We start from the raw sequence: 16,523 nt of genomic DNA on the forward strand, positions 1-16,523 counted from the left end.
CGCGGGATGGAGCAGTAGGTAGCTCGTCGGGCTCATAACCCGAAGGTCATCGGTTCGAGTCCGGTTCCCGCTACTAAAGTAAGACGATCGGTATAACAATTTGTTATACCGATTTTTTTATGCCGCTTTTTTAGAATCAATGACATCTATTAATTCTTGCTATGGAAACATAAGAGATACAGTAATTTGAAAAAGTTTATAATGGATATTAAAATAAAGATGGTTTTTATTCGGAAGGTTTAAGCTCAATAGGATTATTAGATTTCCTAAGTTTATCTATGATAGCCTGATCTACATTAGCGGTATTATTGGATAAATTCATCATATTCCCATCGTTTAAACCTACGGTAACCGTTTTATTAGTTACATTGGTAAAAGCAACATCGGTTTTAAGGTTAATATTTTTTTTCGCTAATTCATCAAATTGTGTTTGAGTCATGAGCCTTACTTTTTTAGGCACTTCTAAAAAAGGATCTTTTATATGAATAACCTGAATTAAATCAAATGTATGACTTTCTTCTTTATCACTCACTCGTATTATTAAACCAGGCAGCCCAATAAATTTATAAGGGCCATCATTGATAGGAATGTCTTTTGTAAACCATGCATACCATTCTCTACCTTTATATTTTGTGTAAGCCTTTTGACACTTGAATGTATTGATTACAGAAAACTCATCTACTAAATTCCATTTTGGTAATTCTTTTTCCTCTATCAGAATATCAAGATTAAATTTCTTTGAATAGAAGTCTATTTTAGGAATACTGTAATCTTTAAATATTGTATAGTTTAAATTTTGATTATAATTTTTGTATTGAGTTAAATCATTTAAGTTTTTTGAAGCAGCATACACTGAATCCATTTTATGCTTAGAATCATTAAAAAAAAGAGATTTCTTTCCATCAGTATCTAAATTCATGTAATCGGTAATTACAGAATCCATTTTTTCTTTTTGCGGTTTAAATTTGTATTCGTAAGTAAATCTAAAACTCTGCGCGAAGAGGAATAAAGGAAAAATTAAAATAAATAGTGTAATGTGAAATTTCATTTTCTAATGATCATTAATTAAAATTGAAAACTCTTTGTAATTGAAGACAATGGTACAAATATTATTCTAATTATAAGTATGGGAATTTATAATTCTTAAAAATGTGTAAATGAGCAGTATATGTTGAATTGAAATAGGGTTATTATATACAATTTTACGTCTATTGTCATTCCGACGAAGGAGGAATCCCGTTCATAGATTAGATTCTTCATTTTACTTTGTTACATTCAGAATGACAGCAGAACAAGTAGGCAATAAAATCTAATGCAAAACTGTATGTCCTACCTGAAATATTAGTATTTGCTTTATTTTATATATTAAAATTGTAAAATAAGATAATGATGTATTTGCTTACAACAGATAATTCTTACTTTATTTCCTGTTGTAATCAATGAGCTGGACTTTCAATTTCCTTAAACGGTTTTCCTTCAAGTATCGATTGTATTGACCTGCTTATTTCCTCTACATTATTTTGTTTGTTATTGGTCACTAAAATAATGGTGTAATCAGGGGTACTTACGAGTAATGCCTGATAATTGAATGCAGCTCCATCGTGAATATGACGGATAACTTTCCCCTGCTGGATCGCTCCTTCCCCAAGACCAGTTTGGTTTCCCTGGGAAAAAGGCTTGAACAGCTCTAGTGTTGACTCAGTATTAATGATTTTGAATGAATTGATGGCTTCAGACCACGTATAAAAATCCCTTATATTTAATGCGGTCCAGCCGGAAATATTATAGATAATCGGATCCTGCTTTCCTTTATTATTATAGGATTTTGCAAAGAGTTTTTCTTTTTCATTGGGATCTATGAGTCCGTTTTTTATTCCGAGAGGTTCGAGTATTTTTTGTGCTACAAAGGAATTGAAAGGCATGTTGGCAATTTTTTCTATAATCCTCCTTTGTAGAAATACATTATTGTTGTTATAATCATACTTTGTCCCAGGTTCAAAATCAAGAGATTCTGTTTTTTGTAAGGCCAGCATATTGTCAGAATCCTGTTTCACTTCATTCCATTTGATTTGCGGAAGACCGCTTGTATATTGAAGCAAATGGATAATTTTAATGGTATGGGCCCAGGCAGGGAGCTCCGGCAAAAATTTAGAAATGGGATCATCAAGTTTTAATTCTCCCTGCTCTTTCAGCATCATAATTCCAACGGCATTAAATTCTTTAGCAATGGAACCGATATGAAAGCGATATTTATTGTTTAAAGGAATGGTACCGCTTGCATCTGCCCGGCCTAAGGCTTTTTCGTATAGTATTTTTCCATGTTGAGCAACAAGAACATTTCCATTAAAAGCTTTGGATTGTTGGGCTTGCTGAAATAGATGATCCAGGTTCTTTCTTTTCTGAGAGTTTTGGCTGTAACAATGGATATACGTTATGAATAAAGCGGCAAAAAGTAAAATTTTATTTTTGTTGAAGATGAACATGGATATTGGTAAATATAAAAAATTAATTTATGATCTGATCTTTGTCTTATAATTTAAACAGATGGAAACTGATATGATTTGGAAAAAGAAGAAATTAGATAACAAAAAAGATCCCGCTTCAAAAGCGGGATCATTTATTATTGAGCCATTTCAGCGTAAGGTCTCAGCTTATAATCGTCAGCTAAAGTCTGTCCCAAAAATTCTTTTTTCTGGTTTCCTTTCATTCTGCCGGCAGCATCATTGCCATTAAAATAAGCCTCGCTTAGTTTAGTGGTTAATTCAGCGGGTTTAAAATCAAACTTGGTATCGCCTTCAACACCTAAATATCCATTCTTTCTGGTAAGGTTGGTGATGTAGTTGTTATAGTTGATCAGTGTATTTCTAAGATATAGCGTATGGTATTCCATGCACTTTTTAGCTTTTTTGGAAGAATTGTTAAGAATACAGTTGTTCATATTGATTCTGTATAAACGCCATTCGGATTCTAAAATCCCATATTCTTTTCCTAAAGCAGTTTTTCCGTTGGTAAGGATATTATTGTCACCTTCTTTTGTAGCAATAGCCTGAAGGTGTTGGATTACCAAAGGAACCGTATTTTCAATTTTAGTTTTGGTTTCTTTTACCGAACTGAAATCTGCAGCAGGAGAACCTTTCTTTTGAGCAGTCGTAACGTTAAAAATAAGTAGTAATAGTACAATCAGTAAATTATATCTTTTCATGAGAAATTTTTAAAGCACTAAAATAAATATATTTTCTCAGTTTAAACATATTCATATTCATTTTATTTAATAAATTTTAACAAATCTACAATGTTATTTGTTCATCATTGTATAAATGGTGATTAGAAGGTCTTTATTAATGATATTTATAAACTAAATAAGTCATCATAATGAACAATCAATCAATAGATATATAATTATTTACTATGAGAATTATGATGTTTAATCATTAAATTTTTCATTAAAGGGTTTTTACTGAAAGTATTTTGTTTTAATAATCGCTGTAATTAAGTATTTCTTTTCTATATTTACGTTTAGATAAAGGATATTATTCAAATTCTGTTTAGTGAAAAATAAAAGTTTGGAAGATCATCTTAGGACCATATTCAATCTTAAAGAACTTCCGCAGGATGAAGAGTGGAATAGTTTGCTGAGAAACTCATGTCTAAAGTCTTTCAAAAAGAATGAAGTCATTCTGAAAAGTAATTTCCGTTACAGCGATGTACTGTTTGTGTCAGAAGGAATATTGGCCTCAGAATTTACAGCAGATGAGAAAACAGTGATTGGCAGGTTTTTCCAGTCTGGAAATCTATGTACCAATTTTGACAGCTTACTTCACCAAACAGCATCCAGGTATCAGATTGTAAGTATAACTTCCTGTACTGTGATTTCAATAGCAGCTTCCGATTTTATGGAATATTATCATAATGGTATCAGCCTGGGGAAAATACTCAGAAATAGGGTTCTTGAGATCATTGCTGAAGATATATTGATTACCGATGTAAAGCTGTTATACGGAAAGAATGAAATGTCTGAATTCATCAGATCACATTATTCCGATATTGCCCAAAAGGTACCCTATAAATACATTGCTCAGTTTTTAGGGATCACTCCGGAGGCCTACAGCAGAATATTGAAGCAAAGTCACCACAAATCTTCTTAGAAAAGCTTAACAAAGGTTAAGTTTTTCAATAGCGATCTCCAGCTACCTTTGGTTAATAATAATTAATCAAAGCTAATATGAAACTAAGTAAAGAAGAGCAGCGTAGCTTATTTTTGGATATTGACAACCTGTTATTTCCTAAACCGCTAAGACTGGAAGCCGGAATACAAAGACTGTCAAACGGTATGCTCCAGGTTTCCATGAGAACGGATCTGCATGGTTGTAAAAGTAAAATGCTGGACTGGTGGTTTACCTATTTTGAAACCACAGAACATTTAAAATGGTGGCATCCGCATGACCATATCCTTCATAGTGGCTGGGATCGTAAATGGGTGAAAAACGAAAACTATATTGGGGCGACCATACACGCCACCGAAGCTTTGGGCGAGATTCCACCTGTACCTGCTACCATCAAATTTCATGCTCCTGAGGAAGTCTTTAATCCTATCTTATTACAGGAAGCTTATGCGGAAGGTAATGTAGGGGCGGTTATTTATGCAAGAATTGGTTTTGGAAAAGATACGGTACTGGATAACAATGGAGATCCGGAAGATGGTTTTATGTTTCATGTAGCCAGAGATACACCTTTTGGCTGTACCTTGAGAAGTCATTTTTACCTTGGGGCATTAACTGCAGATACCGAAACACCGCTTCACGAAAATATTGGCTTTGGGCTAATGGAGCATTGTTATACAGAATTTACTTATTTATCTCATTTTCTTTCATCTTTATATTATGCAGAGAATAAAAATGGAGATAATGCTCCCTTGCCTTGGTAATACCAATTAACTTATAATTTTAAAATGAGATTCAAAGAGTAAATGACCTTTCAAGACCGGGTTATTTACTCTTTGAATCTGTTATAAACAATATGATGGCGCTTAAGTATTTACTACCATTAGTGAAATGTATATTGAGAAGATCAGCTCTCAAACTAAATGCATTTATGAAACTAAAGCCATTAATGCCTGGAAATAGTTTTCCAGTAAATTATTGTCACCATTAAGGAATAAATACGGTTCTATTAATTCCAATTCCATTAACTTGAATGTGTTATCTATGATTACACCATCCACTCTTGCATACAGAGTAGATTGCGGTAAACTCTTTACATATTGTCCTGCCTGTTCTATGTGGAGAGAGGTGGGGGTTGGGTAACTGATACTGCCACCGTGATAGTGCTGCACTCTGAAGTCGTCTTTTTTAGGTGTCTTTAGCGTACAATGACTGTATTTGCTATTGAAGAACAAAAACGACCATTCTCCATTTTTTATTTCTTCTACAAAAGGCTGTACAATATAATCTTCTGTTTTTAGGAGCTGTTCAATTTCTTGTGTACGTTCGTTCAGATTACTTTTATTAACGGTTATGGTATTTTGAGCACCGGCACTTACGCAAGGCTTCACAACCAATTTATCTGTACCGAACAAGTCGAAAAAACGACTGTCAAAGGAAGAACCTTTATCAAGGTATTCAGAAGAAATTACAGGAAGTCCGTTGTTGGAAATATCTTTAAGGTATTTTTTATGACTGTTCCATTTAATGATTTCCACTGGATTTAATACCTTGATATTTAATTTTTCCAATGTATCCAGCCAATTCAAAAACTGGGGTAAATGATTATGATAGTCCCATGGCGATTTAATGATGGCTACATGAAAGCTCTTCCAATCTACATTTTCATCGTTCCAGATGGTAGGAAAAGCATTCAAGCCTTTCTCTCTCAGAAATCGTAAAAGATCTGCATCTTCATCATTGGTAACGCCTTGTGTAAACTTTTCCTGTTTTTTGTAACTAACTATTGCGATTTTCATTCTTCTGTCTTTTTACTTAATTGTAGTTACACAAATATCAACAAATACAAAAAATGTACACAGATACAGTTTTAATTATTTTAATAGATACAGCTGTTTTTAGTCTAAGTTAATAAATATTTACACGGTTTCTTTATGAAATCTTCAGAGAGTAATAACATAATTCTTTATTTTTATAAATTTATCAATATGATTATCAGCTACTTATATTGATCTGCCTCCTATCACTAAAAAAATAGTTGTTTGAATCATTTTTATTTCTACATTTGTATAACTAATTTGTTAGTGATATGAGATTAAGTAAAAAATTTCACATCACAATTAAAATGAAAATGATATGAAAATTCAGACTTTGACCAAAGCAGAAGAACAGGTGATGCAGTATTTATGGAAACTGGAAAAAGGATTTCTAAAAGACGTTCTTGATCTTTTTCCTGAGCCTAAGCCCCATACCAACACCGTTTCTACTATTTTGAAAGTATTGAAGGACAAAGAATTCGTAGACTATAACGTCTATGGAAGGCAGCACGAATATTTTCCACTGGTTTCAAAAGAACAGTATTCAGGAAAAACAATGAAAAGCCTGGTGAAAAATTATTTTAAAGGATCTTATAAAAGTGCAGTTTCGTTTTTAGTCGAAAAAAATGAAATGACCGTTGAAGATCTTGAAATGCTATTAAACGAACTCAAAAATAAAGACTAGCCATGGAAGCAGCACTTTTTTACTTTGGAAAAGTAATATTATGTTCCGGTGTAATGTTTTTGTATTACCAGTTGTCTTTAAAGGACAAGACATTTCATCATTATAACAGATTTTATCTGCTGTCGGCAATGCTGATACCGTTGCTGCTACCACTCATTCATGTTGATGACTTTACGATAGAGGTAAATAATGAGGTGTATATGCTGATTGATAAATTGCAAAATTTTAACACAACTCAAAACATAAGCAATGACCACACTTATTTTAGAATTATTTTTTCAGCTTTGGGATTGGTTTCTCTCTATTTTATAGGAAAATTAACCTACGGAATCTTCAGAATCCGCCAGCTTAAGAGCCAATTTCAAAAAGAAAGTTTTGATGGGATCAATTTTTACCAGACCAACTTAACTGAAGCGCCATTTTCGTATTTTAAAAACCTTTTCTGGAAGAATTCAATTGTATTGAATTCTGATATCGGAAAGCAGATCTTACAGCACGAAATGGTACATATTGAACAGAAACACTCCTTCGATAAAATCTTTATTGAAATCATTACCGCTGTTTTCTGGTTCAATCCTTTTTTTCATATCATCAAAAAAGAAATTAATTTAATCCACGAATATCTGGCTGATAAAAAAGCCGTTAAACAATCGGACACCAAAGCATTTGCGCAAATGCTTTTAGCAAGCCACTTTTCCGGAACACAGTTGCCTGCCACCAGTCCGTTTCTAAGTTCAAATCTAAAAAAACGACTCAAAATGTTACAAAAACCTAAAACCAAATTCGGATATGCGCGAAGAATTTTTGCATTGCCGGTTTTATTTTCAATAGCCTTTGCCTATATGGTAAATGCGAAAAATAAAGAGATTAAAGATACCAATATAGCCATCAAAGAAGCGGTTTCAAAGATTAAAAGAGACACGCTGAAACCAGGATCAATCGATAATGCTATACAGCCTGTAACAGGTGAGAAATCAAACAGTCAGGAAAAAATAGCAGACCTTGGTAAGAAAATCGAAGAAAAGAGCAATGCTTTAAAAAAATTAAATCCTGACAGCGAAGAATTTAAAAAGAATGTAGATGAAATAGGAACTTTGTCTGCAGAGATCGGAAAGATTGCCAGTTCCAATGATTTCAGGATGATGTACAAGGGTGAGGCAATGGATATGAAGAAAATGAATGATTTTTTCAAATCTGATGAATGGAAGGATAATATCAATGAGCTTAAAGATTTAAACATTGAGATCCCGGAAATCCCAGAAATCCCGGAATTTAATATAGAATTTCCGGAAAACCCTCCGGCACCACCTAAAGCTCCCAACGCACCCAAAGCTCCAAAGATCAGAATATATAAAACGAAGGATTACACGTATCAAAACTGGAGCCCTGAAGATGAAAAAGAAGCTCGTAAAGCCCGTAAAGAAGGAGAAAAAGCCCGAAAAAGAGGTGAAATAGCAAGATTGGAAGGTGAAAAGGCCAGAATAGCAGGAGAGCAGGCAAGAATAGCAGGTGCCAAAGGGAGAATTGAGGGAGAAAAAGCAAGAAAAGAAGGTGAAATAGCACGGATTGCTGGCGAGCAGGCGAGAATAGCAGGCGAACAGGCAAGAAAAGAAGCAAGAATAATAATGAGGGACGCCAAAGTAAATAGTGTTTATGTCTACAACAGTTCTATAAAAGCGCCATCTGCAAAAGATCAAACCACGATGTTCATGAATGCAGATTTTATAAAAAAAGATGGCAATGGGAATATTACCATGAATGGCGTTAAGAATTTTAAATTTAACGGTGATGATGATACTAAAATTTATGTGGACGGCAAGAAAGTTACCAAAGAAGAGCTGAATGCTTTAAATATGAAAGATATTGCCAGTATTAATATCAACAAACAGGAAGGAGCCAATATCAGACGAGGGGAAATCAGAATCCAGACTAAAAAATAAAGAAACAGTAAGCTTTGTGAATTTCTATTGACAAAGCTTATTTTTTCCTAAATCACATGAAATAAAACTATGAAAAAAAATATTTTACTTTTTTTACTGTTGAGCGTAGTTGCCCATGCACAGACTAACAGATTTTTCTATGAATACAAATACATCCCGGATTTCAACAACAAAGAGGATGTGAAAAAAGAAATAATGTTTCTGGATATCAATAAAAATGGTTCCAGCTATTACAGTCATGACAAATTTGTTTCTGATTCTACAGGAAAAGCAGATCTGGAAAGACAGATAAAATCAGGAAGCGGTAACCTGAATGTAAATAGAAGAGAAAAACCGGGGCAGGTTTCCTACAAAGTGACGAAAGACTATCCGGATTTTAAAACCTATCTTTTCAGAAGTATTTCTACCGATCAGTACAAAGTGAAGGAAGATAAAAAACCGGAATGGAAAATTCTTCCTGATAAACAGAAGATCGGCGAATACAATGCCCAAAAAGCTACAACAAGCTATGGCGGCAGAGAATGGACGGCATGGTTTGCTTCAGATATTCCTTTTCAGGATGGACCGTATAAGTTTTATGGACTTCCCGGACTGATCGTGAAAATTGAAGATGCTACAGGTTCACACATCATGACACTGGTTGGAAATAAAACCATCCAGTCTCCGGCAGCAGCAGATCAGGAAGCTCAGCTTCCCGAAGGAATGAGAATAATAGGTTTTGGAGGAAAAGAAATTGAAGTAACGAAAGATCAGTTTAAAAAAGCCTGGAAAGCCTATGTAAATGATCCTACCAAGAATATGAGAGAAATGATGATGAGAAATACAGACACTTCAAAAGTTACTTTTAAAGTAAAAACTGCAGACGGAAAAGAAATGTCAGATCCCAATCAGGTTTTCAGAGAGATGGAAAAGCGTACCAAAGAATCTTTAGCTAAGAATAATAATCCGATAGAACCGGACTTAGTGAATTAAATTACAATACATAATTTTTTAATAGAAAGCAGGATGGTTATTAATGACTATCCTGTTTTTCTTTTTATTGTCTTAATTTTAGAGCTCTAATCCTAAATAATATGACAGAAAAAGAAAAATGTGCCGCAGGACTTTTATATGATGCCAATTATGACAAAGAGCTGATGAATGAACGTATAGCCTGTAAAGACCTTTGCGGAGAATACAACCAGCTTAAAAATTCGGATAGCCAAAACAGAAATGTGTTGATTAAAAAGATCATCGGAAAAACAGAAGAAAACATCTGTATAGAACCTTCATTCTGGTGCGACTACGGCTATAATATCGAGGTTGGAGAAAATTTTTATGCCAACCATAATCTTGTGATTTTAGACTGTGCAGCCGTAAAGTTTGGTGATAATGTTTTTATCGGACCCAACTGCAGTTTTTATACCGCCGGACATCCGCTGGATGCCAAACAAAGAAACGAAGGTCTGGAATATGCCCGTCCAATCACGGTAGGAGACAACGTTTGGCTCGGTGGCAATGTAGTGGTACTGCCCGGCGTTTCTATCGGAAGCAATACCGTCATAGGAGCAGGAAGTATTGTGACTAAAGATATACCGGATGGAGTAGTTGCCATAGGAAATCCCTGTAAAGTAGTAAAGGATATTGCAGAAGAAAATTAAAAAATATACTTTAGTAAAAAAAACGAATGAAGAAAATGATAATAGTCTTTGCTGCACTTTTGAGTATAGGCAGCTATGCACAAAATCAGCGTTTTGTTTATGAATATAAATTTGTAAAGGATTCTACAGCCAGAGACGAGACAAAATCTGAACTGATGTTTTTAGATACTGCTCCTAAAGGATCAAAATTTTACAGCCATGAAAAGTATGTTTCTGACTCCCTGCGTGAAGATAGAATAAAAATTGGAGGCCGTAATTTCAGTGGAATCAATTTTGATTTTGTTCCGTTTGTTGTTGAAAAGTCATATCCGGATTATAATACCGTATTGTATGGAAGCCTGGATATGGATCAGTATAAAGTTTCAGACGGTAGAGTGCAAAACTGGAAAGTATTACCTGATAAAGCAAAAATAGGTGATATCGAAGTGCAAAAGGCAACCTTGGATTTTTCAGGAAGAAAATGGATCGCCTGGTTTGCTCCGGATATTCCTATTCAGGACGGACCTTACAAGTTCCATGGACTTCCAGGCCTGATTATAAAAATTGAAGATCAGACCCAATCCCACAGTTTTACATTAAAAGAAACCAAAAAACTTTCCAGGAATAAAGAGTGGCAAAGTGAAAGTGAAAAAAAGAATTCTAAGCAGTTCATTAATGTATCCCCTGAAAAGTATAAAAAACAGTTTCTGGAGAGCCGGAATGATCCTGCCAAAGGGCTTAAGGAAATGGCCTCAGGAAGTAATAAGATAATGTTGGTGAATGAAAGCGGAAAACCGCTGGATATCAGTGAGGTCATAAGGGAGCGGGAGAAAAATGCCAAAGCAGACAATGCAAAAAACAATAACATTCTTGAGCTCGACTTATTACAATAAACGAAAATCCCGAAACATATGTTTCGGGATTTTTTATATCTGAAAATTACAGTAAGTTCTTATGCTAATTTCTGAGAATCTGCAATAAACTGAGCCAATCCGCTGTCTGTTAAAGGATGCTTTAATAAACTCAAGATTGGAGGAAGCGGTGAAGTGATGACGTCAGCACCGATTTTTGCACAGTCAATGATATGCATAGAATGACGGATAGAAGCCGCCAGGATCTCTGTTTCATACATATAATTGTCGAAAACCAATCTGATCTCCTCGATCAGGTGAAGTCCGTCTGTAGAAATATCATCTAATCTTCCTAAGAATGGAGACACATACGTAGCGCCTGCTTTAGCTGCTAAAAGAGCCTGTCCTACAGAGAAAATTAATGTACAGTTCGTTCTGATTCCTTTATCAGAAAAATATTTTAATGCTTTGATACCGTCTTTGATCATTGGGATCTTTACAACGATATTAGGATGGATCGCAGCCAGTTCATCACCTTCTTTGATCATTTCTTCGTACGTCGTAGAAAGTACTTCAGCAGAAATATCTCCGTCTACGATTTCACAAATTGCTTTATAATGGTTTTTGATCGCCTCAGCTCCCTGAATACCTTCTTTTGCCATTAATGAAGGATTAGTGGTTACCCCATCTAAAATTCCAAGATCTTTTGCTTCTTTAATTTGCTCTAAATTGGCTGTGTCAATAAAAAATTTCATTTGTTTTACAGATTTATTTTTACAAAGATAAACATTCCTTTTTTGAGTGAGAAATTTTTAATTTTGTTTATGACGTATTTCAAATGTAAAAGTTAACCAGGAAATTCAATGGAAAATCAATTTACAGTCCAACTCGAGATCATTGGAATTAATCCTTTTGTCTTCATTCCTGAGGATATTCTCAATGAAATTTTTGAAGCTTCGAAGAAAAATAAAAGCCCGATTCCGGTAAAAGGAACTGTAAATGGGAAAGAATTTAAGCAAAATCTGATGAAATATTTAGGAGAATGGCGATTGTACATTAATACAACCATGTTACATAATTCTCCCAAAAGAATAGGGGAACTTATCGAAGTTTCTGTTGAATTTGATGATTCGGACAGAACAATTTCTATCCATCCTCAATTGGATAAAGCGATCAGAGAAAATTCCGTTACTTTACAAAATTTTGAGAACCTTATTCCCTCAAGAAAGCTGGAACTGATCCGTTATATCGACAATTTAAAAACAGAAGGGTCAATTCAGAAAAATATTGAAAAAATCATCAGGCATCTTCAGGGCAAAACAGACTTTTTCGGTAAGAAAATTAACAAAAAATAAGATCCGGAAATTTTCCGGATCTTATTTTTAACTATGAATTTAAAGCTTTACTCAGTTTCACAGCATCCTGGTTGGTAGGATCATACTGTATCGACTTAGCAATGTGCTCTTTGGCTTTAGCAGGATCACTTTGCCGCTCTGCAAACGCGATATAGAAGTAAGCGTAGGCCAGATTTTTCTTATTCTGTTCCACTTCTTCCGGTTTTACCGTAGCAATATATTTTTCATACGCCATTTTTGCATTCACATCATCTTTAGCAGATTGATACGCATACGCCTGGCTGTAATATGATGGAGCCCAATCAGGTAACAGTACAGAGATTTTTTTCCATGTAGCTACTGCATTCGTCCAATCAGAAGCTTCCTGATAGGCATTAGCCAGTTTTGCTAATGATTCGGTATCTTTTGGGTTGGCTTCAATTTGTTTTTTAAGACCTTCAATAGTAGGGTTGCTTGCAGTTTGAGCTGCCTGAGTAGTAGTGGCTGTGGCTGTACTATTTGCGGTATCTGTCTGAGTCGTTTGTGCCTGTACAAAAGTTGCGCTTCCTACAAGGATTAATCCTAAAAACAGAGTTTTGATATTAATTTTAGTCATTTTCATAATCTTACATTTTTAAAATTTCTAAGTACTAAAATTCAATAATAATTCCAGAAAAGCATAAATTTTAGAAGCTTTAAGTTTTTTTAGAAAATATTAACGGGTATAGGTTTTTTTTTAGCTTAATTTTTGATTCATTCGCGTTTAAGTTATCTTTGTCATTCAACTATTTTTTTAATAATTAATATAATTTCCCGGTATGAATATCATATTAGCCTCAACTTCCACACTTTTTGGTGGAGCCTATTTAGAATATTTAAAAGAAGAATTAATCAAATTGTATGAAGATGTTGATGAAATTATTTTCATTCCTTTTGCAAGGCCTGGCGGTATTTCTCATGACGAGTATACGGCCAAAGCACGCTCTTTCTTTGAAACCATTCATATTAAAGTAAGAGGTCTTCACGAATTTGAAAATAAATCCGAAGCTTTAAAACAGGCCAAAGGCTATTTTACAGGGGGTGGAAATACGTTCTTACTTGTTAAGACGTTACATGAAGAAGGCTTAATGCAAGTCCTGAAACAGAATGTGGAAGATGGAAAGCCATATCTGGGATGCAGTGCAGGAAGCAATATCGGAGGTCAGAATATGAAAACAACGAATGATATGCCGATCGTTTATCCGCCAAGTTTTGACTGTATGGGATTAGTTCCTTTTAATTTGAATCCCCATTATTTAGATCCTAATCCGGAATTAAAGCATAATGGAGAAACAAGAGAAACCAGAATTTTGGAATTTTTAACCCAGAATGATCTTAAAGTAGTCGGACTTCGAGAAGGGAATTGGATCAGAAGAAAAGGCGATACTATTACCGTGGAAGGAAGTGAACTGACCAGAATCTTCGAAAAAGGAAAAGAACCCTATGAAATAGAGTCGGGAAGTGAATTATACTGACTAAAGCCTTATTTTAATTATATTTGATAAACAACAATGCAATGAAAAAAACGATTGCTGTTCTTACGCTTTCAGCACAGCTGTTTTATGCTCAGAATATCACCCAAAAACTGGATAAAGTGACCAAGGATCTTATGGATTCTTCGTCTGCTGTTGCTTCCAGTTTATCTTTTTATGTTTCCGATGAAAATGGAAATGTAATGTATGACTATCAGGGAAATAAAGGGCTTTCCACAGCATCTACACAGAAAATATTTACGGCAGGAGCGGCATTGGAGGCGTTGGGGAAAAACTATACCTATACCACTACTTCAGGCTATTCCGGAACGATTTCAGGAGGTACTTTAAACGGAAACCTTTTCGTTTCTTCTAATGGAGACCCTACGCTGGGCAGCTGGCGGTATGAAGGATACAAACCAGAAAATTTTAAAAATAAATTAATAGAAGCCGTTAAAAAATCAGGGATTGCAAAAATTTCAGGAGATCTGATCATTGATGATTCTTATTTTGACCATCAGACAACTCCGGGAGGATGGCCATGGGATGATCTCGGAAATTATTACGGAGCAGGAGTTTGGGGAATCAACTGGAGAGAAAACCAGTTTGACATCAATATCAACGGAACGGATTTTAAAAGTTTTTCCTATCCTCTGGAAGGCGTAAAATGGCTGAATGACTTAAAAACAGGCGGAAGTTCAGATCAAAGTTTGATTTTTACGGCACCTCATTCGGATGTTGCGGTAATCAATGGAACGCTGCCGGCCGGAAAAACGGTTACGGTTTCAGGTTCTACACCCAATCCGCCTTTACAGCTGGGGGTAGAAGTGAAACAATGGTTGAAAGAATCGGGAATTGAATTTTCCGGAAAAGTAATCACCAATTCTCAGCTTGAAATCGATCGAAAACAACCCTTAATGGCACCTAAAAATAATACGATTCTTACCTACCAGTCGCCTACACTAGATAAAATAGTGTATTGGTTTCTAAGAAAGAGCATCAATTTTTATGGAGAAACGCTTATTAAAACTTTAGGAAAAGAAAAAAAAGGAAATCCAAACTTTAAAAGTGGTGTGGCTTATCTTAAAGAATTCTGGAAGTCAAAAGGAATTAATGCGAATATGATCAATTTTGCAGATGGAAGCGGACTTTCCCCGCAGAATTACGTTGCTGCAAAAGCAGAAGTTCAGGCACTGTTGTACGCCAAAAAACAACCCTGGTTCGAATCCTATTATGATGGTTTTCCCACTCAGGATAACGGTATGAAAATGAAAAGCGGAACCATGAGTGATACCAAATCATTTGCAGGGTATCATACTGCAAAAGACGGTAAGAAATATGTTTTTTCAATCATCATTAATAACTATCAGGGAAGCGGAGGTGCGGAACTGCAGAAAATCCTGAATGTTTTAAAATAAAATTGAATGAAAAATCGTCCGTTCTTAGCGAGAATCAATAACTGGTTTGTTTTTACATTACTGACGGTCATTGTGATTGCCTTAATTATTTCTTCTAATATTCTCATTACAAACTTAAGGGAAAAAGAAGCTGAAAGAATAAAAGTTTTTGCAACGGCCATTAAAATACTTCAGGACAATCAACAGAAAAGTTCAGAAACTCAGGAATTATTGTTTGCTATTTTAACTGAAAATGATCAGATTCCTTCGATTCTTACCGATGAAAATAAACAGCCCTTTATATTTGATGGCAGCTCCCGGAATATTGCTCAGGAAATTCTGAAAGATCCTAATGAACTACGAAAGCTTATTAGGAAGATGGAGAACAATTATGAGCCGTTTGAAATCGAGGTAGCCAATGGTGATAAACAGCTTGTGTTTTATGATAACTCAGCATTGCTTAATAATTTGAGATATTATCCTTATTTCTTAGGATTATTCATACTTTCCTATTTGATTTTTATATTCTGGTTTTTAAGGACTATTAAAAAAACTGATGAAGGATACCTTTGGGCAGGTTTAGCCAAAGAAACCGCCCATCAGATTGGAACACCATTGTCTTCAATGATTGGCTGGATGGAAATTATGAAGTTAGATAATCCGGAGTCTGAAGGCGTACAGGAGATTGAAAAAGATATTGAACGATTAAGAACGATTTCTGAACGATTCTCAAAAATTGGTTCCGTTCCTGAACTGAATGACATGAATTTTAACCAGACTATTCAGGAGAATTACAGTTATTTGAAAACCCGTATATCGAAGAAAATCAATTTTACGCTGCAGCTTCCCAATTATACCGTTCTGGTTCCCCATAATAAAATTCTTATGAGCTGGGTGATTGAAAATCTGGTTAAGAACGCGGTAGACGCCATGAAGGGAGAAGGATCACTTCAAATGTCTGTTTTTGAGAGAAATAAAAATATTTTGATTGAAGTGAAAGATACCGGAAGCGGAATGACCAAGCAACAGGTCAGAAATGCTTTTAAACCTGGTTATTCTACCAAAAAACGAGGTTGGGGACTTGGTCTATCATTAGCAAGAAGGGTCATTCACGAATACCATAACGGAGATATTAAAATCTCTCAGACCGAGGTAGGAAAGGGAACTACGTTCAGAATTACGGTCAGAAAAGCATAGTAAAACAGGAGA

General features: G+C 34.9%; 17 protein-coding genes and 1 tRNA gene. 12 read left to right on the forward strand and 6 right to left on the reverse strand.

Annotated elements, in window-relative coordinates:
- Window positions 1-73: transfer RNA gene (locus SB679_RS00005), tRNA-Met, on the forward strand.
- 153 nt (window positions 74-226) lie between these two features.
- Here SB679_RS00005 and SB679_RS00010 read toward each other — a convergent pair.
- From SB679_RS00010 to SB679_RS00020, 3 genes are all read right to left on the reverse strand, one after another.
- Window positions 227-1,048 carry a GLPGLI family protein gene (locus SB679_RS00010; protein ID WP_410700205.1) on the reverse strand — a complete coding sequence of 274 codons (822 nt, stop codon included), beginning with the start codon at window positions 1,046-1,048 and terminating at the stop codon, window positions 227-229.
- A 388-nt stretch (window positions 1,049-1,436) separates the two neighbouring features.
- Complete coding sequence (locus SB679_RS00015; protein WP_410700206.1) at window positions 1,437-2,483, reverse strand: serine hydrolase domain-containing protein; 1,047 nt, start codon at window positions 2,481-2,483, stop codon at window positions 1,437-1,439.
- A gap of 137 nt (window positions 2,484-2,620) precedes the next feature.
- A complete protein-coding gene (locus SB679_RS00020; protein ID WP_410700207.1) occupies window positions 2,621-3,202 on the reverse strand; it encodes a hypothetical protein in 582 nt (193 codons plus the stop codon).
- A gap of 346 nt (window positions 3,203-3,548) precedes the next feature.
- Between SB679_RS00020 and SB679_RS00025 the strand changes: the two genes are divergently transcribed.
- Both SB679_RS00025 and SB679_RS00030 read left to right on the forward strand, forming a co-directional pair.
- Entirely contained in the window at window positions 3,549-4,145 is a 597-nt protein-coding gene (locus SB679_RS00025; RefSeq protein ID WP_410700208.1) for a Crp/Fnr family transcriptional regulator, read from the forward strand.
- A 77-nt stretch (window positions 4,146-4,222) separates the two neighbouring features.
- Window positions 4,223-4,924, forward strand: coding sequence for a DAPG hydrolase family protein (locus SB679_RS00030; protein ID WP_410700209.1), 702 nt, complete (start codon window positions 4,223-4,225; stop codon window positions 4,922-4,924).
- A gap of 165 nt (window positions 4,925-5,089) precedes the next feature.
- Here the strand turns inward: SB679_RS00030 and SB679_RS00035 are convergent, their stop codons facing one another.
- Window positions 5,090-5,959, reverse strand: a complete 870-nt coding sequence (locus tag SB679_RS00035) for a RimK family alpha-L-glutamate ligase (protein ID WP_410700210.1) — start codon at window positions 5,957-5,959, stop codon at window positions 5,090-5,092.
- A gap of 337 nt (window positions 5,960-6,296) precedes the next feature.
- Here SB679_RS00035 and SB679_RS00040 point away from each other — a divergent pair, with 337 nt between their 5' ends.
- The 5 genes from SB679_RS00040 (at window position 6,297) to SB679_RS00060 (ending at window position 11,114) form a co-directional block, all read left to right on the forward strand.
- The gene (locus SB679_RS00040; protein ID WP_034711565.1) at window positions 6,297-6,662 is read left to right on the forward strand and encodes a BlaI/MecI/CopY family transcriptional regulator; all 366 of its coding nucleotides are present in this window, start codon (window positions 6,297-6,299) and stop codon (window positions 6,660-6,662) included.
- 2 nt (window positions 6,663-6,664) lie between these two features.
- Window positions 6,665-8,602: a M56 family metallopeptidase gene (locus tag SB679_RS00045; protein WP_410700211.1), complete on the forward strand. Its 1,938-nt coding sequence runs from the start codon at window positions 6,665-6,667 to the stop codon at window positions 8,600-8,602.
- Window positions 8,603-8,671: 69 nt separating this feature from the next.
- Window positions 8,672-9,574: a GLPGLI family protein gene (locus tag SB679_RS00050; RefSeq protein ID WP_410700212.1), complete on the forward strand. Its 903-nt coding sequence runs from the start codon at window positions 8,672-8,674 to the stop codon at window positions 9,572-9,574.
- 101 nt (window positions 9,575-9,675) lie between these two features.
- On the forward strand, window positions 9,676-10,242 hold the full coding sequence (locus SB679_RS00055) for a sugar O-acetyltransferase (RefSeq protein WP_410700213.1): 567 nt from the start codon (window positions 9,676-9,678) through the stop codon (window positions 10,240-10,242).
- A 26-nt stretch (window positions 10,243-10,268) separates the two neighbouring features.
- Window positions 10,269-11,114 carry a GLPGLI family protein gene (locus tag SB679_RS00060; RefSeq protein ID WP_410700214.1) on the forward strand — a complete coding sequence of 282 codons (846 nt, stop codon included), beginning with the start codon at window positions 10,269-10,271 and terminating at the stop codon, window positions 11,112-11,114.
- Window positions 11,115-11,173: 59 nt separating this feature from the next.
- On the opposite strand, the gene fsa is transcribed toward SB679_RS00060, so the two are convergent.
- Window positions 11,174-11,827 carry a fructose-6-phosphate aldolase gene (gene fsa / locus SB679_RS00065; protein ID WP_034711558.1) on the reverse strand — a complete coding sequence of 218 codons (654 nt, stop codon included), beginning with the start codon at window positions 11,825-11,827 and terminating at the stop codon, window positions 11,174-11,176.
- Between the two features lie 108 nt (window positions 11,828-11,935).
- Between fsa and SB679_RS00070 the strand changes: the two genes are divergently transcribed.
- Window positions 11,936-12,427 (forward strand): DUF1905 domain-containing protein, encoded by a 492-nt coding sequence (locus SB679_RS00070; RefSeq protein ID WP_410700215.1) that lies wholly within the window; start codon window positions 11,936-11,938, stop codon window positions 12,425-12,427.
- A gap of 31 nt (window positions 12,428-12,458) precedes the next feature.
- Here SB679_RS00070 and SB679_RS00075 read toward each other — a convergent pair whose 3' ends face one another.
- On the reverse strand, window positions 12,459-13,028 hold the full coding sequence (locus SB679_RS00075) for a tetratricopeptide repeat protein (RefSeq protein ID WP_410700216.1): 570 nt from the start codon (window positions 13,026-13,028) through the stop codon (window positions 12,459-12,461).
- A 196-nt stretch (window positions 13,029-13,224) separates the two neighbouring features.
- Between SB679_RS00075 and pepE the strand changes: the two genes are divergently transcribed.
- The 3 genes from pepE to SB679_RS00090 are packed head-to-tail and all read left to right on the forward strand — an operon-like array spanning window position 13,225 to window position 16,511.
- Window positions 13,225-13,920, forward strand: a complete 696-nt coding sequence (gene pepE, locus SB679_RS00080; RefSeq protein ID WP_410700217.1) for a dipeptidase PepE — start codon at window positions 13,225-13,227, stop codon at window positions 13,918-13,920.
- Between the two features lie 41 nt (window positions 13,921-13,961).
- A complete protein-coding gene (gene dacB / locus SB679_RS00085; protein ID WP_410700218.1) occupies window positions 13,962-15,335 on the forward strand; it encodes a D-alanyl-D-alanine carboxypeptidase/D-alanyl-D-alanine-endopeptidase in 1,374 nt (457 codons plus the stop codon).
- Between the two features lie 6 nt (window positions 15,336-15,341).
- Window positions 15,342-16,511, forward strand: a complete 1,170-nt coding sequence (locus SB679_RS00090; RefSeq protein ID WP_410700219.1) for a sensor histidine kinase — start codon at window positions 15,342-15,344, stop codon at window positions 16,509-16,511.
- Window positions 16,512-16,523 lie beyond the last annotated feature (12 nt).

The sequence above is a fragment of the Chryseobacterium sp. SIMBA_029 genome, assembly GCF_046535275.1.
In the GTDB taxonomy this organism is placed as follows: domain Bacteria; phylum Bacteroidota; class Bacteroidia; order Flavobacteriales; family Weeksellaceae; genus Chryseobacterium.